At 64.7% G+C, this 24,806-nt stretch carries 18 protein-coding genes; 12 read left to right on the plus strand and 6 right to left on the minus strand.

Going from position 1 to position 24,806, the window contains the following annotated elements:
• Positions 1 to 238: 238 nt before the first annotated feature.
• Positions 239 to 880 carry an FMN-binding negative transcriptional regulator gene (locus DL237_RS02395; protein ID WP_119397432.1) on the plus strand — a complete coding sequence of 214 codons (642 nt, stop codon included), beginning with the start codon at positions 239 to 241 and terminating at the stop codon, positions 878 to 880.
• A gap of 84 nt (positions 881 to 964) precedes the next feature.
• Positions 965 to 1,567, plus strand: coding sequence for a glutathione S-transferase family protein (locus DL237_RS02400; protein ID WP_119397670.1), 603 nt, complete (start codon positions 965 to 967; stop codon positions 1,565 to 1,567).
• 153 nt (positions 1,568 to 1,720) lie between these two features.
• On the opposite strand, the gene DL237_RS02405 is transcribed toward DL237_RS02400, so the two are convergent.
• Positions 1,721 to 2,410, minus strand: a complete 690-nt coding sequence (locus tag DL237_RS02405; RefSeq protein ID WP_233544836.1) for an outer membrane protein — start codon at positions 2,408 to 2,410, stop codon at positions 1,721 to 1,723.
• A gap of 219 nt (positions 2,411 to 2,629) precedes the next feature.
• On the opposite strand from DL237_RS02405, the gene petA reads away from it, so the two are divergent.
• From petA to DL237_RS02420, 3 genes are read left to right on the plus strand one after another with little or no spacing between them, the layout of a single operon-like run.
• Positions 2,630 to 3,211, plus strand: coding sequence for a ubiquinol-cytochrome c reductase iron-sulfur subunit (gene petA, locus DL237_RS02410; protein WP_119397672.1), 582 nt, complete (start codon positions 2,630 to 2,632; stop codon positions 3,209 to 3,211).
• A gap of 11 nt (positions 3,212 to 3,222) precedes the next feature.
• The gene (gene petB / locus DL237_RS02415; protein WP_119397433.1) at positions 3,223 to 4,545 is read left to right on the plus strand and encodes a cytochrome b; all 1,323 of its coding nucleotides are present in this window, start codon (positions 3,223 to 3,225) and stop codon (positions 4,543 to 4,545) included.
• Positions 4,546 to 4,562: 17 nt separating this feature from the next.
• Positions 4,563 to 5,357: a cytochrome c1 gene (locus DL237_RS02420; protein WP_119397434.1), complete on the plus strand. Its 795-nt coding sequence runs from the start codon at positions 4,563 to 4,565 to the stop codon at positions 5,355 to 5,357.
• A 218-nt stretch (positions 5,358 to 5,575) separates the two neighbouring features.
• Here the strand turns inward: DL237_RS02420 and pbpC are convergent, their stop codons facing one another.
• Together pbpC and DL237_RS02430 are read right to left on the minus strand one after the other, a co-directional pair.
• Entirely contained in the window at positions 5,576 to 7,636 is a 2,061-nt protein-coding gene (pbpC, locus tag DL237_RS02425) for a penicillin-binding protein 1C (RefSeq protein ID WP_119397435.1), read from the minus strand.
• Positions 7,633 to 13,113, minus strand: coding sequence for an alpha-2-macroglobulin family protein (locus tag DL237_RS02430; protein WP_233544837.1), 5,481 nt, complete (start codon positions 13,111 to 13,113; stop codon positions 7,633 to 7,635). Before DL237_RS02430 ends, pbpC begins: the two co-directional genes overlap by 4 nt.
• Before the next feature lie 156 nt (positions 13,114 to 13,269).
• On the opposite strand from DL237_RS02430, the gene DL237_RS02435 reads away from it, so the two are divergent.
• Positions 13,270 to 15,711 (plus strand): response regulator, encoded by a 2,442-nt coding sequence (locus DL237_RS02435; protein WP_119397436.1) that lies wholly within the window; start codon positions 13,270 to 13,272, stop codon positions 15,709 to 15,711.
• A 110-nt stretch (positions 15,712 to 15,821) separates the two neighbouring features.
• Here DL237_RS02435 and yaaA read toward each other — a convergent pair whose 3' ends face one another.
• The 3 genes from yaaA to DL237_RS02450 all read right to left on the minus strand — a co-directional run bounded on the left by yaaA (position 15,822) and on the right by DL237_RS02450 (position 19,113).
• A complete protein-coding gene (gene yaaA / locus DL237_RS02440; protein WP_119397437.1) occupies positions 15,822 to 16,595 on the minus strand; it encodes a peroxide stress protein YaaA in 774 nt (257 codons plus the stop codon).
• Positions 16,596 to 16,663: 68 nt separating this feature from the next.
• Positions 16,664 to 18,709, minus strand: coding sequence for a DNA helicase RecQ (recQ, locus tag DL237_RS02445; protein WP_119397438.1), 2,046 nt, complete (start codon positions 18,707 to 18,709; stop codon positions 16,664 to 16,666).
• A gap of 116 nt (positions 18,710 to 18,825) precedes the next feature.
• Positions 18,826 to 19,113, minus strand: coding sequence for a YggT family protein (locus tag DL237_RS02450; RefSeq protein ID WP_119397439.1), 288 nt, complete (start codon positions 19,111 to 19,113; stop codon positions 18,826 to 18,828).
• A gap of 127 nt (positions 19,114 to 19,240) precedes the next feature.
• On the opposite strand from DL237_RS02450, the gene DL237_RS02455 reads away from it, so the two are divergent.
• The 6 genes from DL237_RS02455 (at position 19,241) to arfB (ending at position 24,640) form a co-directional block, all read left to right on the plus strand.
• The gene (locus DL237_RS02455; RefSeq protein ID WP_119397440.1) at positions 19,241 to 19,780 is read left to right on the plus strand and encodes an acyl-CoA thioesterase; all 540 of its coding nucleotides are present in this window, start codon (positions 19,241 to 19,243) and stop codon (positions 19,778 to 19,780) included.
• A complete protein-coding gene (locus DL237_RS02460; protein ID WP_325048623.1) occupies positions 19,746 to 21,239 on the plus strand; it encodes an MFS transporter in 1,494 nt (497 codons plus the stop codon). Before DL237_RS02455 ends, DL237_RS02460 begins: the two co-directional genes overlap by 35 nt.
• Positions 21,239 to 22,165, plus strand: a complete 927-nt coding sequence (gene mepA, locus DL237_RS02465; protein WP_119397442.1) for a penicillin-insensitive murein endopeptidase — start codon at positions 21,239 to 21,241, stop codon at positions 22,163 to 22,165. The genes DL237_RS02460 and mepA overlap by 1 nt, the downstream gene beginning before the upstream one ends.
• Entirely contained in the window at positions 22,138 to 23,043 is a 906-nt protein-coding gene (locus DL237_RS02470; protein ID WP_119397443.1) for an esterase-like activity of phytase family protein, read from the plus strand. Before mepA ends, DL237_RS02470 begins: the two co-directional genes overlap by 28 nt.
• 63 nt (positions 23,044 to 23,106) lie before the next feature.
• Positions 23,107 to 23,751 carry a queuosine precursor transporter gene (locus tag DL237_RS02475; protein ID WP_119397444.1) on the plus strand — a complete coding sequence of 215 codons (645 nt, stop codon included), beginning with the start codon at positions 23,107 to 23,109 and terminating at the stop codon, positions 23,749 to 23,751.
• 475 nt (positions 23,752 to 24,226) lie between these two features.
• Positions 24,227 to 24,640 (plus strand): alternative ribosome rescue aminoacyl-tRNA hydrolase ArfB, encoded by a 414-nt coding sequence (arfB, locus tag DL237_RS02480; protein WP_119397445.1) that lies wholly within the window; start codon positions 24,227 to 24,229, stop codon positions 24,638 to 24,640.
• The last annotated feature ends 166 nt before the right edge of the window (positions 24,641 to 24,806 follow it).

Genomic DNA, 24,806 nt, shown 5'->3' on the forward strand with positions numbered 1-24,806 from the left:
CAGACGGTGGAACTGCCGGTGCTGAAATACGGCTCGCCGAACGCCTCCGGCGGGGGTATTTTCGGCCAGATGATAAAGAGCGCCGTCCTGCATGTTTCCCTGTTCGAAATATCCCGGGGGAGGCAGCGTAGCTGGCGGGGGCAGAGCCCCCATGCGTGTCACCGCAGTGGCGGATTGAGATTGCATGGCGGAAACCCTGCGACAAGGATGACTCTCGCCCGATAAGAAGGATTCCTGAATGCACCCGAACCCGATCTACCGCACCATGTCTCGACAAGAAAACCTGCGCTTTGCCGCAGAGATCGGTTTCGGTGTTTTTTGCCTGTCGGACGGAGACGCACCGCCCTTGGTGGCGCAGGCCCCTTTCGTGATTGATGAGGAACACCTGATCCTGCATCTGGTGCGCTCGAACCCCGTGGTGCGGGCCTTGCGCCATGGGGGTCGGCAGGCACGGTTGGTGGTGATGGGTCCGCATGGATATGTTTCGCCCGATTGGTATGGCATTGAGGACCAGGTGCCGACCTGGAACTATGTTTCGGTCGAAGTGACAGGATTGTTGTCCCTGCTCGAGGAGGCTCAGATGCGTCCTGTGCTGGACCGCTTGTCCGAAAATTTCGAGACACGCCTGGCACCAAAGCCGGTCTGGCACAGCGAGAAGATGAACGAGCCCGCACTCGAGCGGATGATGCGGGCCATTCTGCCATTGAAAATGCACATCGAGACTGTCGAGGGGACCTGGAAATTGTCACAGAACAAGTCCGATGCGGTGCGCCTTGCCGCCTCGGCAGGCATGCAGCAGGCAAGCATTGAGCATCCGGGGTATGGGTCGGATTCAGCAGCCCTGGCAGCGTTCATGCGCGGGGTTCGCGGGACCGGCTGAGCCCCGGCGCCAATGCGATGGACAGGGCCTCTGGCCAGGCCTAGGGTCGCCACGACGCAATGAGGAGTCATGTCCATGTCCGGTCTGAAAGCCATCGTATCGCCACTGTCGCCCTTTGCCCGCAAGGTTCGGGTGACGGTCCTGGAAACCGGTCTGTCCGACAGTGTGTCGTTGGAGAATGTCTCGACCTCGGCGCTCGAGTCGCATCCGGTGCTGGTTGCGGCGAATCCCCTGGGCAAGTTGCCGGCGTTGGTGCGTGAAGACGGACCGATGATCTGCGACAGCCGGGTAATCTGTCGCTACCTCGATTCGCTGGGGGGCGGGCGGCTGTACCCCGAGGCGCGGACCTGGGAGGTCCTGACGCTGGAGGCGCTGGCCGATGGCATGATGGAGGCGGCCGTCCTGATGGCCTATGAGCACCGCCTGCGGCCCGAGGAAAAGGTGTTTCCGGACTGGGTCGAGGCGCAGTGGCAAAAGGTGTCGCGTACCCTGAGCGTGATCGACGCGCGCTGGATGAGCCACCTGGCCGGCCCGCTGGATGCGGCGCAGATCGCCCTGGGCTGTGCGCTCGGCTATCTGGACCTGCGGCACGACGCGCGCGCCTGGCGCGAGGGCAACGACAATCTGGCAGCCTGGTACGAGACCTTTGCCGCCCGTCCGGCGATGCAGGCAACCGTTCCGGCCTGAGGCCAGCCACGGGCCTGGGACGCCCCGCAATCGATCGACATCAACCGCAGTCGACCGACATCGGGACCATGCCGGAGCAAACAGAACAGGCCCGCCGGACGCCGGCGGGCCTGTTCGTGTCGATCATCCGGTTTGCGATGAGCCGGAACCGCGTCAGAAGCGGAAGCCGACACCGACGTTCAGCGCGTTGGTGAAGATGCGTGTGTCGAGGTTGCCACCCCCTGAGAGGTCGGTTTCGTTCCTGGACGCCGTGAATTGGTATTCCCCGAACAGCGACCACTGATCGCTGATCGGATAGCTGGCCCCCGCTGTCAGGCGCATGGCCGGACCGCCATACTGGTATTCGAAGGTTTTCTGACCGCCGGTCGGCGTCACCTCGACATGGGGAATGGATATGCCGATGCCACCGCTGACATAGGGCGTGATATTGCCCCACTGATTCTGCCAGCGGCGCGAGGCGTTGACGGTAATGATGTTCAGCCCGTCGGTGAATTCGAGGTGCGAGAACCCGGCAGCGGCCATATCGTCTTCGTCCGCATAGACCTTGTCATGGGTGAATTCGAGACCGACGCCCCAGTTGTCATCGCGCCACCAGGTGGCGCGCACACCGTAGTAGGGAGGCATATCGAAGCTCTTGCCTTCCCAGCCGATCAGCGCGTTGAAATCGCCGTTGGTCGGCGAGGTGCCCTTGACGCGGCTGTGCGGCGCCGTCTGGTACCCGGTGAAGAGGTTCACCTCGATCTCGGCCCGTGCAGGCGCACTGGAAATGCCGGTCAGCAAGGCAGCTGCGGCGATCGTTGCGGCGGTGCTGCGCAGGGCACAACGGGAAGGTTTCTGCATCATCGGAGGGGTCCTGACGTGATCTGTCTTTGCAACAGGCTTACACGCGCGGCACAAGGGTCTCAAGCGCGACACATGCGCGCCCCTTTTCGCAATCGGCGATTGTATGCTGGACCTGTGGAATGAGGCCCGCTAAACAACCGCTTGGAACGGCTGTGCATCTGCGCGGCCCCGAACCCGTATGTGGCCGCCGTCGGCCGGCCGAAGAATGGAGCTAAGTTCGTGTCCCACGCAGAAGATCACGAAGGCACCCGGAGGGACTTCCTCTATTACGCCACAGCCGGCGCAGGTGCCGTCGCAGCCGGTGCCGCCATCTGGCCACTGGTCAATCAGATGAACCCCTCGGCAGACGTGCAGGCGCTGTCCTCGATCCGGGTTGACGTCTCCGGTGTCGAAACCGGAACACAACTCACGGTAAAATGGCGCGGCAAGCCGGTGTTCATTCGCCGCCGCACCCAGGAGGAGGTCGACAAGGCGAAAGAGGTCGATCCTGCGACCCTGCCTGATTCGAACGCGCGCAACGCCAACCTGACAGGCGATTCGATGGCCACGGACGAAAACCGCGCCACGGCCCCCGAGGGTGCCGAAGGTCTGGCCGCCGAGGAATGGCTGGTCATGATGGGCGTCTGTACGCACCTGGGCTGTGTGCCGCTGGGCGAATCCGGTGACTTTGGCGGCTGGTTCTGCCCTTGCCACGGGTCGCACTACGACACCGCAGGACGGATCCGCAAAGGTCCGGCGCCTGAGAACCTGCCTATTCCGCTGGCCGCCTTCGATGGCGAGTCCGAAATCATTCTGGGCTGAGGGAGGACATCATGGCCGGAATTCCGCACGACCATTACGAACCCAAGAGCGGGCCTGAAAAGTGGGTGCATTCGCGCCTGCCGGTCATCGGCCTGCTCTACGACACCATCATGATCCCCACGCCCAAGAACCTGAACTGGATGTGGATCTGGGGTATCATCCTGACCTTCTGCCTGGTGATGCAGATCGTCACCGGCATTGTCCTGGTGATGCATTACACCCCGCATGTCGACATGGCCTTTGCCAGCGTCGAACACATCATGCGCGACGTGAATGGCGGCTTCATGCTGCGCTACCTGCATGCCAACGGCGCCTCGCTGTTCTTCCTCGCCGTGTACCTGCACATTTTCCGCGGCCTCTACTACGGCTCCTACAAGGCCCCACGCGAGATCACCTGGATCATCGGCATGATCATCTACCTGCTGATGATGGCAACCGGTTTCATGGGCTACGTCCTGCCCTGGGGTCAGATGTCGTTCTGGGGTGCGACCGTGATCACCGGCCTGTTCGGGGCAATCCCCTGGATCGGTGAATCGCTTCAGGTCTGGCTGCTGGGCGGACCGGCCGTGGACAACGCGACGCTGAACCGTTTCTTCAGCCTGCACTACCTGCTGCCCTTCGTGATCGCCGGCCTTGTCGCCGTGCACATCTGGGCCTTCCACTCGACCGGGAACAACAACCCCACGGGTGTCGAGGTGCGGCGCACCAGCAAGGAGGACGCGGCCAAGGATACCCTGCCGTTCTGGCCCTACTTCGTGCTGAAGGACCTGTTCGCCCTGGCGGTGATCCTGGCGGTCTTCTTTGCCATCGTCGGTTTCATGCCGAACTACCTCGGGCACCCCGACAACTATATCGAGGCGAACCCGCTGGCGACACCGGCGCATATCGTGCCCGAATGGTACTTCCTGCCGTTCTACGCGATCCTGCGCGCCTTTACCGCCGACGTCTGGCTGGTCCAGTTCCTGCATTGGCTGACAGGTGGCATCATCGACGCCAAGTTCTTTGGCGTGCTGGCGATGTTCGGCGCGATCGCGGTCATGGCCCTGGTGCCGTGGCTCGATACCAGCCGCACCCGGTCGGGCCGCTATCGTCCGATGTTCAAGTGGTGGTTCGCCCTGCTCGCGCTGGATTTCGTCATCCTGATGTGGGTCGGCGCACAAACGCCCACCAATCTGACCGGCTGGATCTCCCTCATCGCGGCTGCCTACTGGTTCGGCTACTTCCTGGTGATCCTGCCCCTGCTCGGCGTGATCGAGAAACCGACCACCCCGCCCGCGACCATCGAAGACGACTTCGAAGCGCATTACGGCAGCAAGAGCCACCCGGCCGAATAAGGAAAGGACAGAGACACATGTTCAGGAAACTCCCCCTCTCTGCCCTTGCAGCCCTGGCCCTCACGGCCGGCGCCGCCACGGCGCAGGAGCATGAATCGGCAGAAATCCACGACGTGGATTTCTCGTTCGAGGGGCCATTCGGCGCCTTTGACGAAAACCAGCTGCAGCGCGGCCTCAAGGTCTACACCGAGGTCTGCGCGGCGTGCCATGGCTTGCGCTATGTCCCGATCCGCACGCTGGGCGATGACGGCGGCCCCGGCCTGCCCGAGGATCAGGTGCGGGCCTTTTCGGGCCGTTTCGAAGTCTTCGATGCAGCGCTGGACGACTATCGCGCGGCGACTCCGAACGATCACTTCCCGGGCTCCGCGCTGTCGAATGCCCCGGATCTCAGCCTGATGGCCAAGTCCCGCGCGGCTTTCCACGGCCCGGCGGGTACCGGTATCAACCAACTGCTGAAGGGGATCGGCGGGCCGGAATACATCACTGCCATCCTGACCAGCTACACTGGTGAAACCCGCGAACAGGCAGGCGTGACATACTACGAGAACACGGCGTTCTCTACCGGCTGGATCGCGATGCCACCGCCCCTGGCCGGCGAGGACCTGGAGTTCGACGACGGACATTCAAACGAATTGCACCATGAAGCCGAAGACGTCGCTGCCTTTCTTATGTGGGCAGCCGAGCCGAAGCTGATGGCACGCAAACATGCCGGTCTGGTTGCCGTCATTTTCCTCGTCCTGCTTTCGGTCCTGCTCTACCTGACCAACAAGCGGATCTGGAAACCGGTCAAGTACAAGACTGAATCGGTCTGAGTTCCAGAAATCCGCACGACAAGCTTGAAGCCCCGTCAGAGAAATACTGGCGGGGTTTTCAGTTTCCGCAGAAAGGGGGGGCTCCGCCCCGCCAGCTTCGCTGCCTCCCCGGGGTATTTTCGGCCAGATGACAAAGAGCCTGCCTCGCCATGTTTCCCTGTTGGAAATATCCCGGGGGAGCCGCAGGCGGGGGCAGAGCCCCTTCTTCCTTCACAAGATCATTGTAGTCGCACGTTGGCGCGATCCGAACGCCCATTGGCGTCGACCACCGTTACCTCGGAAAAGCCTAGTCCCATGGCGGACAAGATGGCGTCGCTGCGGCGCGAGCCAATCACAACAGGCGTGCCGTTGACCAGCCAGGTAAAAGGCGGTTTTCCTTGGCGCACCCTGACGGGCAACCCTTCGGGCATTGCATCCAACGCTACGCCGTCCGGAGGAAAAACCAGCTCCGGTGCGTCGCGCTCAACCGAGAGGCCGATGCTGCGGCGATGAAATTCGCGCAAGGGCAGCGGCAGTTTCGAACCTTCGACCAGTAGCGTTTCTGGTGGCGGAGGCGGAAGCGGTGTCAGGGTGGGTTTGAGCCGCTGAAATGCCTCGAAGAGGACCGGCGCTGCCGTGTCGCCGCCAAAGACGCCGGGAACAGGGGTCCCGTCCGGGCGACCGACCCAGACGCCGATCACGTGCGCACCGTCAAAGCCGATTGCCCAGGCATCGCGATGCCCATAGGAGGTTCCGGTCTTGTAGGCCAGCCGGTTCAACGGTGCGCCCGCCGGAGGCGCGAGTCCGGAGAGGATATGCGACACTTGCCAGGCGGACGCGGAAGCCGTGATCCGAAGCGGCTGCTGTACTGCGGCCTCAGCCTGCCAGTACAGCGGATGCGCATGGCCGTCGTTGGCGAGTCCGGCATAGAGCTGCACCAGGTCCTGCAATGAAAGTCCCAGACCGCCGAGGGCAATGGCCAGTCCGGCCTGCCCGCCCGGGACGTGAGGATCAAGGCCGCCGCGGCGGAGCGCGGCCATGATGTTGGCGGGACCGAGGGCTTCGGTGAGGAGGACGGCGGGGAGGTTGAGGGACAGTTGCAGGGCATCGGTGGCCCGGACCGGCCCGCGGAAGGTGCCATCGAAGTTTGTGGGCTGGTAGCCGTTGAAATCGGTGGCGCGGTCGTCGATCAGGGTTTCAGGGTGCGCAAGACCCTGATCGAAGGCCAGGGCATAGATCAGTGGCTTGAGCGTTGAACCGGGAGAGCGCAGAGCCTGAGTCATGTCGACAAACCCTTGACCTGTATCGGAGAATCCGCGCGACCCGACGGAGGCGAGGATGCGACCGTCGCGGTGATCGGCCACGAGAATGGCCAGGGAGAGCTGAGATTTGCGACCCTCGAGCGCCGTTGCGGCCAGGGATTCGAGCGCGGCTTGCAGCGGTGCCTCGATCGTCAGCGTCTGGCGCGCGAGGTCGGGATGCGCGGCCAGGGCGCGATCCGTGAGGTGCGGAGCGAGGGCCGGAAAGCGTCGGCGTTGCGTCGGTATCCTGTCGGTTTTTGCAGCCCGTGCGGTGTCGGTGGAGATCACGCCGTCCTGCGCCATGCGGGTCAGCACGCGGTCACGCGCCGCCTGTGCCACAAGCGGCGCGCGGTCGGGGCGGCGGGCCTCGGGTGACTGCGGCAGGGCGACCAGAAGCGCAGCTTCGGCGGGGGTCAGGCGCGTCGGCTCCTTGCCGAACCAGGCCAGCGTGGCGGCGCGCAGCCCTTCGATATTGCCGCCCATTGGCGCGAGGGTCAGGTAGAGGTCGAGGATCTGATCCTTGGAAAGCGTCCGCTCCAATGCCAGTGCGACGCGGGTCTGGCGCAGCTTGCCCGACCAGCGGCCTGTGCTGCCCTTCTCAAGCAGCCGGGCGACCTGCATCGTCAGGGTCGAACCACCGGACACGACATGACCGTTCGTCAGCATCTGCCAGAGCGCCCGGGCCATGGCGCGGGGATCAACCCCGTGGTGGGTGGCAAAGCGGCGGTCCTCATAAGCGACCAGCATCCTGAGGTAGAGGGGATCGGCGGGGCCGGACATCGCCAGCCGCCAGCGCCCGTCATCGACCATGTAGGCGCTCAACAGGCTGCCGTCGGCGGCGCGCATTTCGACCGCCGTGGCGGGGTGCAGCGGCGGCAGGACGGTCGCGTCGATCCAGGTGTCCGCCGCATCGCGCCCAGCGGCCAGCGCCAGCAGGGCGGCGACCGACAGGGCAACCAGCGTGCCGCGCCAATCACGCCTCGTCCTGTCGCGCGTCATGGCGTGACCGAAACGCGGCCTTCGTCGGTGCGGGCGCGGTAGCGGGGGCGGTACATATCCTCGACCGAGGCCGCCGGGTGCAGGTAATCGCCCGGCGTCACCGCCCGCACCACGTAGGCCAGCGTGAAGGGGTCGGCAGAGCGCCAGTCGAGTGCGGCGAGAAAGCGGTCGCTGCGAAATTCGCTCATTTCCGGGGTCACGGTTTTCAGCCAGTCGAAGGCGGCCACGTCACCGGAGGACAGCAGGCGGGGGTTGTCGATCTCGAATCCGGCGGGCAGCGGATCGTTGACCATCAGGCGCGCGCCGGTGTCAGCAAAGGGCGTGACCGTGATCACCGTCACCAGGCGGTCGCCGGAGTGCAGGCCGCCCGGGTCGGTCTCCTGACCGTCGAGCGTATAATAGCGGCGCGTGATCCCGTAGCCTTCGCCGCCCGCCGCCACCGGGCCATCGGGAACGCCGAGGGTGGTGAGGGTCAGGTCGGTCGCGGTGGCGCCGGTGTTGGTGACCGTGACGGGCTGCATCGCGTCGCCTTGCATCACGCGCACCATCGGCCCTTGTGCGGGCGCACCGTTGACCGAGAGGCCCGCGACGGAAGGGTCACTGACCAGCGATTTCGCGGCAAGCAGGGTCCATGCGCTTTCCTGCGTCGAGCGGGGGGCCGTTTCGCCCCCGATCTGCGAGATCAGGCCGGGGCGGTCAAGCGCGTTGCTGCCGGCCTCGGCCGCCAGCGTCAGAACGGCGGCGGCGTCGCGCAGGTGGGTCCCGAAGTCGGGTCGAAGGGTCTGGGGTTCGGGGCCGGTGAGGTCGGCACGCAGCAGGGCACCGGCGCGGGCGAACATGGCGTCGGCGCGGGCCGTGTCGCCGTAGGTGGCCAGCGCCGCACCGATCTGGGCCATCGCCAGCGGCGTCGCGAAATCGCCGCCCTTGGTGTCGGCGTAATAGCGCAGGTCGCCCATCTGCGCTTCGCCTTCGCGGGCCAGCACCAGCAGTTGATAGGCCAGCGCCTCGCCGCCGTCGTTTTCATCGCGCGTGAAATCGGGGGCGTAGTTCACCTGGTTGCGCAGATTGTCGAGGGCGCGGCGGAAGGCGAGGTCGGGCACGTGGATGCCGTTCGCGCGGGCGCGCGACAGGAAATCGGTGACATAGGCGTCGAGCCAACCGCCCCCCGCCGTATCTGACCAGAGGTTGAAGCCGCCGTTGGCCTGTTGGCGGGCAAGGACCTGATCGACGGCCTGCGCAAGGCGTGTGTCGACCTGCGCCTGCGGGACGAGGCCCATCTGGTCGGTGATCGAGGAGAGGTAGAGCAGCGGCATCGCCTGCGACGTCACCTGTTCGGTGCAGCCGTAGGGATAGCGGGCCAGCTGGGCCAGCAGGCCGGGCACGTCGAGCTGCGCCAGCGGCCCGGCCGAGAGCGTGGCCGAGGCGGTGTCGATATGGAAGCCGTCGAAGGCGTCGGCGTTCAGGGTGAACGTCGCGCCGGGGGCCAACGAAAAGCGCCGGGTTTGCGCGACCTGCGGGGTGTTGCGGCGCACCGGCAGGGTCAGCGATTGCCTGAGGGTGCGGCCATCCGGCGTCGTCAGGGCGATCTGCACAATGTTGTCGCCTGCCTGCTGCGCCAGGATCGGCACCGAGAGGGTGGTTTTCTGCTGCGCGTCCAGCGTGACCTGCGCCGGGACATCGCCGAGGCTGAGGGTATCGGAGGTGACGGAGAGGCCCATCACGCCCGTCGGGCCGGTGGCATGGGTGATCTCAAGCAGCATCCGCGACTGATCACCGGGGGCGAGAGTGCGAGGCAACGAGGCACTGACCACGACCGGATCGCGCACCAGAACGTCCGACTGGGCGGATCCTACGCCGGTCTCGCTCCACCCAAGGGCCATCAGGCGGACGGTGCCGTTGAAGGCGGGGATGTCGAAGCTGGCCTGTGCGGTGCCGTCGGCATTGACGGTGACGGGGCCGGAGAAGAAGGCGACAAGGTCCTGATCGGGCGGCGGGCTGTCCATGGCGGCGCGGTTGGTGGCGTCGCCGCCCGAGCGGACGCGGCCCATTTCGCCCTGAAGCCCGTCGATCAGGCGACCGTAGAGATCGCGCAGTTCAACCCCGAGGCGGCGCTGGCCGAAGTAGTGGGCCTGCGGGTCAGGTGTTTCAAAGCCGGTGAGGGTGAGGATGCCGAGGTCGACGGCGGCAAGGGTGACGTAGCCGGTATCGCCCGCGGTCAGGCCGTCGACATGCACCGTCGCCGCAAGGGGGCCGCGCGGGTTGGAGGTTTCGGGCGCATCGATGCGCACCGACAGGGCCTTGGCGCCGGGATCGACGGGGGCATAGTCGAGGCCGAGGGCGCGGGCCGGGTTGTGCCCGGCGGCGACATCCATCGGGCGCAGGACGGTGGCGGTGACGTAGGCCCCCGCGCCCCAGCCTTCGGTGACCGGCAGGTCGACGAGGTTTTCGCCCTCTGTCACCTCGACGATCTTCATGTCGATCAGGTGGTTGGAGAGGACCGAGACCAGCGCGGTGCCGGCATAGCGCGGCACGAGGCGCAGCGTCGCCGTATCCCCGATGGCGAAACGATCAGCGGTCAGCGACACGTCGAGCATGTCGGGCGTCGTCGTGGCATCGGCGGGCACGTACCAGCCGGCGTAGACATCGATGCTGGCCGCCGCGGTCGGGGTCTGCGTGCTCTCAACCACGATCTCGTAGCGGCCCCAGTCGACGGGGGCCGAGACGGTGACGGGGTCGGGGCCGAGCGTCACGTCGCCCTCAGACACGGGGGCGCGGGTGGTGAAGGCCTCCCACTCCCAGTTGCCGTATTGGCGGTACCATTGGTAGCGGGTGGTGACGCGGTTGATGGTGTAGTGGACGGGCAACGCGGTGCGGTGAAGCGCGGCGTCGAGCGCGATGAGGTCAAAGCTGGCCTCGCCCCCCTGCGGGACCACGCCATCAGCGACGGGACGGATGCCGATCATCGGGTCGTCAGGCGTCATGATGCGGGTGATGCGACGTTCGACCGGGCGACCGGAGCCTTCCTGCACGCGCAGCGTGGCGGTCAGTTCGACCGGGGCCGCGACGTTGGGGGCGTAGCTGTCGAAGGAGAGGGTTGTCGCGGTGCGCCCCTCGGCGTCGGTCGGATCGAGCGAGACATAGTCGCGCGTTGTGTCGCCTTGCGCGTCGTAGAGACCGAAGTGGTAGCCGGGGAAACCCGGCAGCGTGTCAAGCGGGCGCAGGGCGTAATCGCCGGAGGCCGAAAGATCGGCGGCGGGGGCACCGAACAGATAGCGCGCCTCGATCGCGAGGGCCTGGGGGCTGGCAAGGGGCAGCGGAGCGTCGGGCAGATCAAGGGTGAAATCGAGGCGTTCGGGCAGAAAATCCTCGACCAGGACGGTTTGGGACGCCAGCGCGGGGGCGTCGAGGTCGGATTTCACCGCGATACGCCATGTGCCGCGCGGGACCGTGGGACCAACGGGAAAGGCAAAGACATGGCCACCGGCCTGACCCTTGGCCGAGGTCTGGCGGGCATATTCCACACCATCCGGGCGCGACAGGATGACGGTGACGGGCAGCCCCTCGATTGCCTTTGCTTCAGCGTCGCGGCTGAGGGCGGTGACATGGATCACCTCGCCCGCGCGATAGGCCCCGCGATCCGTGGCGAGAAAGACGTCGACGGCGGGCGAGGGCGCGCGCCCCTCGACACCCCGGTCCGACAGGTCGAAGGCCGGGCCGGTCAGCGACAGGAACGACAGATCATCGCCCTTTTGTGCCAGGATCGCCGCCGGGGCCGCGCCGCCCGTGCCGCGCAGCAGGCCGGGGGCAAAGGTGGCAAGGCCCCGGTCATCCGTGGTGGCCGTGGCCAGTACCTCGTTTGCATTCGACAGCAGGCTGAGCGTCACATCGGCGCGGGCACCGGCATCGTTCAGGCCGCGCACCACGGCGGTCAGGCCATCGGTGCCCTGCATCGTGGTCAGCCCCAGGTCGGTCAGCACGAACCATTGCGTCGCGGCCGGTATATCGTAGGGATCGGAACCGGGCACCGCCGCGCGCAGGGTATAGACGCCGGGGGCCTGACCCGCCAGCGCCTCGCCCATCGGCAGGCGCGAGGTGATGGTCTGGTTGCGTTCGGAGCGGACCTCGGCCGTGCCGGTCCAGACCTGTTCGGCAATCTTGGTCGAAAAATCATCCAGCTCGTAAGCTTCGATATCGCGGCCAAAATAGCTGTCCTGCACCGCGCGGACGATCGTGCGGTCCGAGATGCGGGACAGGGTCAGATCCACCGCGGCGACGTTGACCGTGTCGATGGGCAGGGCGGCATCAGTGGCGCGCGGCAGGACATAGCCACGACCGGGAAAGCGCGCCGAGGGGTCGCGGTCGGGGATATAAAAGCGCAGGTCGACGTCTTTTTGCAGCACCTCGCCGCTGCGCGCGGGCAGGCCCTGACGAAAGGTCGCGGCATAGGTTTCACCATGTGTGCCGCCGGTCAGGCAAATCTGGTTGCCGTCAGCCTCGACCGCCATCGACGGGTCGGGCAGGCGCACGAAGGGGGTGTAATCGACACCGGCCAGCGCAAGGGGTTCGGAAAAGTCGGCGCAGATGCGCGGGCTGGCCAGATTGCTTTCGACCGTGTTGCCGGTGATGCGAAAGCCATAGAGACCAATGGCCTGGTCGAGTTGCGCCGCGACGGCATCCGTCGGGCGCAGGTCTTGCGCCAGGCGCAGCGCCGGAATTGCGTCACGGCCCCGGCCCATGGGGATCAGCGCATCGGCCATCAGGATCAGCGCATCCGCCGTGGTCGGGACGTCGTCACTGCGCAGGTAGGCGTTGATCGCCGCCGACAGGGCCTGCGCGGGCAGGTCGCCCCGCGGGCCGGGATCCTGATTGTAGAACGCCAGGGTATAGGCGGCCAACCGGGCCCAATGACCGGGCGCGTCGGAGATTGCAGCGGCGCTGGCCATCGAGGCCTGCGCCCCGGCGAGGTCGCCGTTATCGGCGCGCAGGTCCGCATCTGCCGCAAGATCACCGGCGGAGGCGGTGCCGCTGGTGCGTGTCCAGGGCAGATCGCGGGCGAAGGTGCCGGCAGTGGCCAACGTGTCGGCCCCCAGGAACGCAAGCGATTGCGCGGCCGTTTCGGCACGCGCGCGCAGGTCAGGCCCAACCGGGACAACCCGTGCGGACATCGCCCCGTCAAAGGGTGTGGTCCCGGTCACGCCGCTTTTGGGAAAGCAGGAATTGTTGCGGGCGTTGAAGGTCAGCGCGACACATTGGTCGTTGTCGAGGCAGGCCGCCCGGCAGGCCTGAAGCGAGGTGTCGAAGATCTGTTGCAGGTCCGAGCCGGCGAAATCGGTATTCGCGCTGACGACAAAGCGTTTGGCGGGCACGATCGACGCCGGTGTGCCCTGCCCGACCTGCGGTGTCTGGTCCTGAGCCACGGCGCAGGTGGCAAACAGGGTGGAGGCTGCGACCAGCGCGACTGCAAGCATACGGGGCATGTGACGTCTCCTGCCGGGATGGGGCCAAGGTCGCACGACAGCGGGTATGGCGGCAAGTTTTCCTTGGGTTGGCCCTAATTCCTAAACGGATTTTTCATTCAAAACCGGGAGTCTCTGGCACGGGTCCGCAACAGGACCGCTACGGAGAACACCCGGATGACCTTGGCAAGCAAACTGGCAGAGGAGCGGCGCGCGCGCCTCGCTGCGGAACGCTTGCTTGAGCAGAAACAGGCCGAGTTGCAGGCCGCGAACCGCAAACTCGGCCGCCACGCCAAGCATCTGTCAGAGCAGATCCACGAAAAGCGGGCCGAGGTGGAGACGGTGCTGAGCGAGCATGAGCGGGTAAAATCCGACCTGAGCGCCGCAAATCACCGCATCGAAGTGGCCGAGCGGCGATTGTGGCTGTCGATCGAGACGATCCGCGACGGATTCGCCTTTTGGGATGCCGAAGGGCGGATGATTGCAGCCAACAACGCCTGGATGATGATCTTTGACGGCCTGACCGAGGTCAGCCCCGGCGTCAGCTACATCCGAATGCTGCAACTGGCGACCGAGGAAGGCGTGGTCGACATCGGAGAGGATGCGCCACAGACCTGGCGGCAGGGGATGCTGGCGCGCTGGCACATGCCGAACCCCGATCCGCGCGTCATCCGGCTTTGGAACGGACAATACGTCAAGCTGCTGGATCAGAAGGGCCATGACGGCGATGTCGTGACGCTGGCGCTGAACATCACCGGTACGGTGCGCTATGAACGCCGCCTGCGCGAAGCCCGCCAGAGGGCAGAGGCGGCAAATCGGGCGAAATCGACCTTTCTTGCCAACATGAGCCACGAAATACGCACGCCGATGAACGGCGTCGTCGGCATGGCCGACCTGCTGGTCGACATGGGTCTGAGCGAGGAACAGCGCGTCTATGTCGAAACCATCCGCAGTTCGGGCGAGGCCCTGCTGGAGATCATCAACGATGTGCTGGATTATTCCAAGATCGAGGCGGAAAAGCTGGTGCTGCATCCGCGCCCCTTCGATCTGGAACGCTGTATTCACGAGGTGCTGTTGCTGCTGCAACCGCGCGCCCGTGAAAAGAACCTGAGCCTGCTGATCGATTACGACCTGTTCACGCCGACCAGCTTTGTCGGCGATCCCGGACGCATTCGGCAGGTGCTGACGAACCTGATCGGAAATGCCGTAAAGTTTACGGCCCACGGGCATGTGCTGATCCGGGTGCTGGCCCTGCCCTGCCCCAATGGCAGCGCGGTGAACCTGACCGTCACGGTCGAGGACACCGGCATCGGCATCGCGCCGGAAAAGGTGGGCATGATCTTTGGCGAATTCGCCCAGATCGACAGCGACAGCACCCGCCAGTTCGAGGGCACCGGGCTGGGCCTGGCGATTTCGCAGCGGTTGATCCGCCTGATGGATGGCACGATCTGGGTCGACAGCGCCCTGGGCGAAGGATCGGCCTTCGGGTTTCGGATTTCGCTGCCCGCGGCAGAGGATGGGCATGCCGAACCGGAGCCGGTGCCAAGCCTTGGGCGCGTGCTGGTCGTGGATGACAACCCGCTGCACGTCTCCATATTGGAAAAACAGTTGGAATTGCTGGGGGCCGAGACCGTGTCGTGCCAATCCGGGGCAGAGGCCCTGGCCCTGCTGGACGATCGCATCACGCTGGTCCTGACAGATCACAACATGGAAGCGATGGACGGGCTGGAGCTGGCCGAGGCCATCCGCGAGACTGGCAGCACGGTGCCGATCATCCTGTTGAGCCCGGCGGTGCATTTCGCCGAGATGGACCCGGCCCGCCGGCATCTGCACGCGATCCTGCAACGCCCCACCTTGCGGGACGATCTGTTTCGCGTGCTGCGCACGCTGAATGCCGATACGGTGGTCGAACGCACCGCGCCAGACGTGGAACCGCAGCCGCAGGCCGCGACGGGCGGACGCCGCTGCCGGGTGCTGGCCGCCGAGGACAACAGGACCAATCGGCTGGTTTTCGAAAAGATCCTGGCGAGCGCGGATGTCGAACTGCGCTTTGCCAACAACGGAATCGAGGCGGTTCAGGCCCATGCAGATTTTGACCCGGACGTGATCTTCATGGATATCTCGATGCCGCTGATGGACGGAAAAGAGGCGACGCGGCGCATTCGGGCGGCCGAAGCGGGCAGTGACCGGCGGGTGCCGATCGTGGCGATGACCGCGCACGCGATGGAAGATGACGAAGAAAAGGTGTTTGCCGCCGGGCTCGACCACTATCTGGCCAAACCGTTGCGCAAGGCGGATGTGCTGGACAGGTTGGCAGCCCTGACGCCTGCCGGGCTGCACCCGCCGTTTCACGTGAAGCAGATGCCAGCGGGCGCAGCGTCTGGCGCCACGCACGCGGACACACCGGCAGACGCGGCCGCGCATCCCGAAGCCCCCCAGGGGACCCGTAGCGACAGCCTGTCAGAGGCAGCGCCCGATCCGGCGACATCGGACCCGGAGGCGGTGATCGACATGGCCCTGCCGGTGGACGGCGACGAAAGCTTTGACGCGCCGGAGCAGGAGGCCGCGCAGGCCGCCCTGCCGGTGTTCATGCGCCGCGCCGCAAAAACCGGGCGCTAACGCGGGGCCGGAGCGGCGGTCAGCGCACAGGCCGATCCCGAAGGGCTGAGAGTTGATGCGGCAATCACGGGATGCGGCAGCGCGGAACGGCCAGTGTTCCGCCCCCGGACTCAATCGGGCTGTGCCGGGCGCAGAAAGATCATCTCGTCCTGCGTGGACCTGTCGGGTTGATAGATATAGCCGCCTGTATCGAAATCGTGCAGCCCGTCGGGCGCGGTCAGACGGTGGGTGATGATGTAGCGGGCCATCGCACCCCGCGCACGTTTGGCGTTGAAACTGATCACCTTTTCCCGGCCCTTGGAGACGTCGAGGAAAACCGGCGTGATCAACCGCAACCCAAGCGCCTTGAGATCGACCGCGCCGAAATATTCCTGGCTGGCACAGTTCACCAGAACGTCGGTGCCGATCGCCTCGGCCTGCGTCTTTAGCGCCCTGGCGGGGGCATCGCGCCAGTATTGATAGAGGTTGCTGCCGCGCCGCGTCTTGAGGCGGGTGCCCATTTCCAGCCGGTAGGGCTGGATCGCATCCAGCGGGCGCAACACACCGTACAGGCCCGAGAGGATGCGCAGATGGTCCTGCGCAAAACTCAGCTCCTCTGCGTCCAGGCTGTTGGCATCAAGACCCTGATAGGTATCGCCTGCAAAGGCCAGCGCGGCCGGACGCAGGGCATCGGGTGCAGGATCATCCTGAAAATCCCGGAAGCGGTCGCGGTTCAGGCGCGCCAGATCTTCGGACAGGCTCATCAGGTCGCGCAGATCCTTGATGGATTTCTGGCGCATGGTGGCGGCCAGGCTGCGGCTTTCGTCGGCAAAGACGGGCGTCGTCGTCTGCTGATCGCGCGTGGCCCAGTCCAGGCGTTTGGCGGGGGAAATCACGGTCAGCATGTTCAATCCTTCGGTCTGTGGTATGTCGTCTGCGGGAGGGTCGGTATGTAGCGGATGCGCGGGGGCCGTCAAACGCCGTCGCGCAGCACCTCGAGAAAGGCATCCGCGAAGCGTTCGGCGCGCCGTTCGCCCAGAATGCGGCTGAGCGCGGCTGTGTCTTTCGGGCGGGTCTCGGCCACCTTGGCAATCAGCGACTGCGAGCAGGTCAGCGGTTTGTCGATGCCATCCGGCCCACGCGCCAGGTCGGTCTGAACCGCCATCAGGCGGTCGAACAAGGTGCCCGCGTCGCGCCCCGCAAGGCGCCGCCGCTGGGGATGCAGGGCCGCGACCTCGCCTGCGATGACGGACAGGAAGGTCGCGCCGTAGGCTTCGAGCTTCTTGGCGCCGATCCCCGAGATCCCGGCCATTTCATCGAGGTTTTGCGGCCGGGTCTGGGCCATTTCGATCAGCGTCTTGTCATTGAAAACGACATAGGCGGGGACGCGCTGTTCCTCGGCCAGCGCGCGGCGCTTGGCCTTGAGGGCCGAGAGCAGCGGCTCGTCCTCTTCGGACACGAGCGTGCGCACGGCCGGTCGGCGGTCCTTGCTGGCGGCAGCAAGGCTGTCCTTGCGCAACAGGATCTGGTCTTCTCCGCGCAGGATCGGACGGGCGGCTTCGGTCATGAACAGCGCGCCGTGGCGTTCGCCATTGGGGCGGATCAGGTCGAGGCCCATCATCTGACGGAAGATTGCCTGCCATTCGGTCTTTTTGTATTCTTTTCCAACGCCATAGGTCGGCAGTTGGTCGTGACCGCGTTCGCGCACCTTGTCGGTTTCGGTGCCGGTCAGGATGTCGATCAAGTGACCCGCGCCGAACCATTCGCCGGTGCGCAGGATCGCCGAGAGGCCCTTGCGTACCGCTTCGGTCGCGTCGAAGGTGGCGGGCGGGCTGTCGCACAGGTCGCAATTGCCGCAGCTCTGACAGTCTTCGCCAAAGTATTTCAGCAGCGTCGCACGGCGGCAGGTCAGCGCCTCGGCAAGGCCCAGAAGGGCATTCAGGCGGGCGTGATCGGCGGCGCGGCGTTCGGGCGGAGCCATGCCTTCGTCAATCTGGGTGCGGCGCAGGCGGATATCGTCGGGGCCGAACAGGGTCAGCGTTTCAGCGGGGGCGCCATCGCGACCGGCGCGTCCGATCTCCTGATAATAGGCCTCGATCGACTTGGGCAGGTCCGAGTGGGCGACCCAACGGATGTCGGGCTTGTCGACGCCCATGCCGAAGGCGACGGTGGCGACGACGATCAGGCCGTCATCCTGCTGGAACTGAAGCTCGGCGGCACGCCTGTCGTCTGGCTGCATCCCGCCGTGATAATGAATCGCGGCCATGCCAGCATCGCGCAGACCCTGCGCAATGCTTTCGGTGCGGGCGCGGGTGCCGCAGTAGACGATGCCGGACTGGCCCTTTCGGGCGGCGGCAAAGGTCAGGATCTGCTTGCGGGGGGAATTCTTGGCGGCAAAGGCGAGGTGGATGTTTGGCCGGTCGAAACCGCGCAGGAAGGTCGTAGGCTGGACGCCGTTGAACAGGCGGATGACGATCTCGGCGCGGGTTTCCTCGTCCGCCGTGGCGGTGAAGGCGGCGACGGGAACGTCGAGCATTTCGCGCAGCTCGCCGATGCGCAGGTAGTCGGGGCGAAAATCATGGCCCCATTGGCTGACGCAATGCGCCTCGTCCACGGCGATCAGCGACACGTTGATGCGCCGCAGCATCTGCATCGCGCCCCCCGAGGCGAGGCGTTCGGGCGCGAGGTAGAGCAGCTTGAGCGTGCCCGCCTCGAGCGATTGCCAGACGGCCTCGGTTTCCTCGTCCGTGTTGCCGGAGGTCAGGGCTCCGGCCTCGACCCCGGCGGCGCGCAGCGCACGAACCTGGTCGCGCATCAGGGCGATGAGGGGGGAAATGACCACCGTGACGCCATGGCGCAACAGGGCAGGCAGTTGGAAACACAGGGATTTCCCGCCACCGGTGGGCATGATGGCGAGGGTGTTCTGGCCCGCTGCGACCGCTTCGACGATCTCGCCCTGGCCGGGGCGGAACGCATCGAACCCGAATACATCGCGCAGCAGCGCCTCTGCCTCTGCCATGTTCGCCTGTCATCCTGTGTCAGTTGCCGCCGGGCCATCGAGGGCCCCATGCGGCGGTTGTCCCACACTCTGCGAGGGCCGACAAGGTCAGCCGCCGCAAGATGGTGCGCGAAGGATCAGTACATATACCCGATATTGTTCGAAATCACGATGCGCAGCGCCATGATCGCAAGCAGGACAAGCAGCGGTGCAAGATCGAAACCGCCCATCGGCGGCAGGATCCGGCGGATCGGGTCATACAGCGGTTGCAGGATCCGGTTCAGGCCGTACCAGATCTGCGCCACGAACTGCTGGCGGGTGTTGAGCACCTGAAAGGAAATCAGCCAGCTCATGATCACATGGGCGATGACGAAGAACCAGACGACGTTGAGGACGAGGTTGATGATCATCAACAGTGATTGCATGGGCGTTTTCTCCGAGTTTGACAGCCGGACTTAGGTAAGCAGCCAAGGCCAAATACGCAAGTCGGACGCAAGGTTCTGGTTGACGTTGTCCATGCGGCACCGCAGCAACGCAGCAAAGGAGAGCCGAATGTACCCCTATCTGCGCTTTGCGATGGAAATGCTGCGGGTCCGCAAGGCCGGACCACTGGCCATCCACGAGACCCATGTTTCCTTCCACCGGATCTGGCCGGGCGACATTGACCCGTGGATGGAGTTGAACAACGGACGCACCCTGACGCTGTACGATCTGGGGCGCATCCCCTTTGCCGTACGCTGCGGTTTCAACCGTGTCCTGCGGGAAAAGGGCTGGGGTCTGACCGTCGCGGGCAGCGTCGTGCGCTATCGCAAGCGTCTGACGCTGTTCACCAAGATCGAAATGCAGACGCGCCTGATGGGATGGGACAGCAAGTTCATCTACATCGAGCAGAGCATGTGGACCGAAGACGGCACCTGCGCCAACCATGGCGTCATCCGCACCGGCATCATCCGGGATCGCAAGCTGGTGCCCACGGACGAGGTGATCGCCGCACTGGGCGGAACCGGCACCACGATCACCCTGCCGGGATGGGCGCGCGCCATGTTCGATGCCGAGGATGCGAGGGACTGGCCGCCGGCGCGCAGCGCCTGACCGGGCGTGCAGCGGCCCCACACACCGCGTCGGGTCGGACACGCCCGTCGGCAAATTGACCCGGCGGCACAGGATTGGCTTGCCCGGCCCGGCCAATCAAAGTCATATCCCTGCAAACGACAGGTGGGGACGGACAATGCGCAAACGCATCTGGGGATGGTTCTTTTTCGACTGGGCCAGCCAGCCCTACAACACGCTGTTGCTGACCTTTATCTTTGCGCCTTACGTCAAGGAGTTGATGGGCGACGGGGCGGCAGCCCAATCTGCCTGGGGCTTTGGCATCGGCGCCGCCGGGTTTTGCATTGCCATCCTCGCGCCGGTCCTGGGGGCGATCAGCGATGTATCCGGTCAGCGTCTGCGCTGGATCTGGTTCTTTTCGGCCCTCTATATCATCGGATCGGCAATGTTGTGGTTCGCCGCGCCGGGCGATTTCAACCTGCATCAGACGTTGTTCTTTTTCGCCATCGGCCTGATAGGGATGGAGTTCGCCACCATCTTTACCAACGCGATGCTGCCCGACCTCGGCCCGCGCGAAGACATCGGTCGTATCAGCGGCAATGGATGGGCCTTCGGATATGTAGGCGGGCTGATCGCGCTGGTCATCATGCTGACGCTGCTGGCCGAAAATGCCAGCACCGGCAAGACGTTGATCGGTATCGATCCGATTTTCGGCCTGGATGCCACCACCCGCGAAGGCACACGCGCCGTCGGCCCGTTGACGGCGATCTGGTACGTTGTTTTCATGATCCCGTTCTTTGCCTTCGTGCACGACCCGAAACAGGCAAGGGCCCAGAAGGGTGCGGTACCCGCGGCCCTGCGCAACCTTGGCACCACCCTGCGCGACCTGCCCAGAACGCCATCGTTGTTCGCCTATCTGGGGTCGTCGATGATGTACCGCGACGCGCTGAACGGGATGTATTTCTTTGGCGGCATCTATGCCTCGGGCGTGCTGGGCTGGAGCGTGACCGAAATCGGGATATTCGGGATCATCGCCATCATCTCGGGTGCCTTGTTTGCCTGGCTTGGAGGGTATGCGGATGCGATCTGGGGGCCCAAGGCGGTCATCCGGGTCTGTATCCTGCTGCTGACCCTGGTCGCCATCGTCACCGTTACCATTTCACCCGTCAACGTGCTGTGGTTCGGGGTTCCGCCCGGATCGTCCCTGCCGGACATCGCGTTCTTTGTGATCGGCGCCATCATTGGCGCGGCAGGTGGGGTGATCCAGTCGGCCAGCCGCACGATGATGGTACGACAGGCCCGCCCCGATCGCATGACCGAAGGGTTCGGCCTGTATGCTCTGGCGGGCAAGGCCACGTCGTTCATCGCGCCGACACTGATCGGAATCGTGACAGCGATAAGCGGGTCTCAGCAGATCGGGATCACGCCGCTGGTTTTCCTTTTCCTCTTTGGTTTGGTCCTGTTAGCTTGGGTGAAACCTGATGGAGACCCGCTGACCTGATGCGCCTTTCCCGACTGATCCCCCTTGCGACGATCCTTGTGACCACCCTCGTGGGCTGTATGGCCAGCGACCGGGCCGATACCGTGACCCGGCAGGCGGTGCCGCCCGAATTGTCGGGAAAGGAAGCCCGCGATCTGTTCGGGGCGATGCCCTTTGCATCGTCGCAGCCATCGCAACCCTTTGGCAGTTATGCAAAAGGCTGCATTTCAGGCGCGGTGCAACTGCCTGAAACCGGCCCCGGCTGGCAGGCGATGCGCCTGTCGCGCAATCGCAACTGGGGCCACCCCGAGCTGGTGGACTATCTTGAAAAACTGGCGGGACAGGCGGCGCAGCTGCCCGGGTGGAACGGCATTTACATCGGGGATCTTTCGCAACCGCGCGGCGGTCCGATGCGATCCGGCCATGCGTCGCACCAGATGGGGTTGGACGCGGATATCTGGATGCTGCCCGGCGGCAACATGAGCCTGAGCCGCCCGGATCGCGAACGGATCTCGACCATTTCGGTGGCGCGCAATCGCAACACCGCCGTCAACGGCAACTGGACGCCGCAATATACCGAGCTGCTGAAAGCCGCCGCCAGCGACCCCAGGGTCGAGCGGATCTTTCTGTTTCCCGGCGGCAAGGTGCAGATGTGCAAGACGGCGACAGGCGACCGTTCCTGGCTGCGCAAGATCCGGCCCTGGTATGGCCATGACGACCATTTTCATGTTCGTCTCGCCTGCCCCAGAGGTATGAGCGGCTGCACCCCGCAAAACCCGCCGCCGCCCGGCGACGGCTGTGACGAGGCGCAGACCTGGGTCAACAATATCCTGAACCCACCGCCGCCCAAACCGCGCGACCCGAATGCGCCGCCCCCGAAACCGAAACGCCAGCTGACACTGGCCGACCTGCCCGCGCAATGCGTCTCCGTACTGCAATCGCGCTGATCGCGGTTGGGGGAGCAGTTCTGGCCGGCGTGTCCTGCGGTGCGGTTCTGACCGCATCAGAGGATCGCACCCCAATTGCGATCGTGCCCGTGCGGTCTGATCTGGCCAAGATCGGCGGCCTGTCCGGCCTTGAAGTCAGCGCGGATGGAACACGCTTTATCGCGTTGAGCGACCGAAGTTTTCTGGTGTTCGGGCGCCTGGCTCGAACGGAGGGAAAGCTGGTCGATGCAATCGTCGAGCGTCGGCAGGATTTCGTGCGCCCCAACGGCAAGCCGGCCCCCGTTGGCGCCGGTGACAGCGAAGGTCTGGCGCAGGCCAAGGATGGATCGCTGGCCATTTCGCTGGAACATCAGGATTCGGTCTGGCGGTTGCAGGACGATGGGCGGACGAAATGGGTCCGCCCTCCCCCCGAGACCGATGAATTGCATGAAAACGGCCGGTACGAGGCGCTTGCCGTCGATGACAGCGGCGCCCTCTATACCCTGCCCGAAACGCCGATTGCACAGCGCACTCATGTCCCGCTTTGGAAACTTGAGGGGCGCGACTGGCGCAAGGTGCGCGATATCGCCTTGGTCGACCGCTTTCGCCCGGTCGGCGCGGACTTCGGACCCGACGGCGCGCTGTACCTGCTCGAACGTGCCTTCGGCGTCGGATTCTCCAATCAGATCAGGCGGTTCGATCTGAACGACCCGGCCGACCCGGGCAAGGTGATCTGGCACACCGACGCCTACCGCCGCGCCAATTTCGAAGGCCTGTCGGCCTGGCGTGACCCCCAGGGGCATATCAGACTGACCCTCGTGTCGGACAACAATTTTCTGCCCTTCCTCGACTCGGCCATGATCGAGATTTCCCTTGATTCACTGGGGCCGAGCCGGTAAACGCCGCCAATTCCCCGCTCTGGGGACAAGTCTCCGCGACCTTGTCTAAAAAACGGATCAAACATGCAACGTCTTCATATTCCTGGCATTCTTGCCATGGCCGCGATCGTCGTGGCCTCCAACATCCTGGTTCAGTTCCTGATCCTGGACGGCCTGCTCACCTGGGGGGCCTTTACCTATCCCTTCGCCTTTCTTGTTACCGACGTGATGAACAGGATCTATGGCCCGGCCGCCGCACGTCGGGTCATTCTGGCCGGTTTCCTGACCGGAATCCTGTGTTCGCTGATCGGCACGCAGATCATTTTGCAAGGCGACGGCTATACTTACGCGGCGGTGGCGCTGCGCGTCGCGGTCGGATCGGCCTTTGCGTTCCTGATCGCCCAGCTGGTCGACGTGGCGGTCTTTGACCGGCTGCGGAAAGGCAGCTGGTGGCGCGCCCCGCTGATCAGTTCGATCATCGGATCGGCGCTGGATACGGTGATCTTCTTTACCATCGGATTCGCGCAATTCATTGCTTTCTTTGGCGAAAATGCCGATGCGGAGATCAGCTGGGCCTGGGGCCACGCGCCCTTCCTGAACTTTGGGCCGGATGTACCGCTTTGGGTATCGCTCGCCATGGCCGACTGGATGGTCAAGATGACGCTGGCGCTGATCGCTTTGCTGCCTTTCCGGGCAATTATCGCGAAAAAGCTGACTCCTGCTGCGTGATTTTCTTTGACTTTTAACAGCTTCATGCGAGGCTGAAGTCATTGGAAACAGTCAGAAAGGAGGTGCTCTAGTGTCTAATGAGGTATTGGAGAAAGGTGTCGGAACAGCCTGGAGGGATAGTCGCTGAGGCAGCCCTTGGCTGAACATCCTGACAGGTTGGTTTGGGCCTAACCGAACCACCTCCTGATCTCGTGAAGGGCCGTCCTGATAGCAGGGCGGCCCTTTCTGCATGCCGGTTCTGGACGGCACGTCGGCATTGTCGGGGCGGGGCGGCATAAGGCCTTGAAATGGCCGATTTTCAACGTCGGTATCTTGACGGTATCAAAGCGGTATCTGAACGGTGCCGTTCCGCGCCCGCCGATTGCGGCGGCGACGCGCGCAAGACGCCCGTGTCGGCCAGCAACGGAACCTTGCGTCACGGGGCGCATTGGGACCATGAACAGGAGAGCCCGGGCCACGGGCAGTGGAGAGGACGATGCTGAGGATCAACGACCGGATAACCATCGAGGACTGGGAGCTGGTGGAACAATTCATCCGCGCCTCCGGCCCCGGTGGGCAGAACGTGAACAAGGTCAGCAGCGCGGTCGAACTGCGGTTCGAGGCCGAGCGGTCCCCCAACCTGCCCGATGCGGTGAAGCGCCGCTTGCAACGCCTGGCCGGCCGGCGCTGGACGAAGGATGGCGCGGTGGTGATCCAGGTGCAGGAGGAACGCAGCCAGGCCCGCAACCGCGAAATCGCGCGTGAGCGCCTGGCGGCGCTGGTGCTGCAGGCGACGCTGGTGCCGAAGCGGCGGGTGCCGACGAAGGTGTCGCAGAACCAGAAGCGCAAGCGGGTCGATGCGAAGAAAGCGCGGTCGGAGGTGAAGGAAACGCGGGGGTGGGAGAGGTAGGGGGGGCATGGCGTTTCCATCCTGCGGCTGGTCGCCATCAAGAAAACAAGTCAAAAGACTGCCCATATTGTGTGTCTTACGACAGCAACACTACTATCAGTGCGTCCGAGGCTTCCATCTCAACCTGTTTGAGCCAGGATGATCAAGAGTGGATCAAGAAAGTGAA

Source organism: Pseudooceanicola sediminis (genome assembly GCF_003575965.1).
Lineage (GTDB): Bacteria > Pseudomonadota > Alphaproteobacteria > Rhodobacterales > Rhodobacteraceae > Pseudooceanicola > Pseudooceanicola sediminis.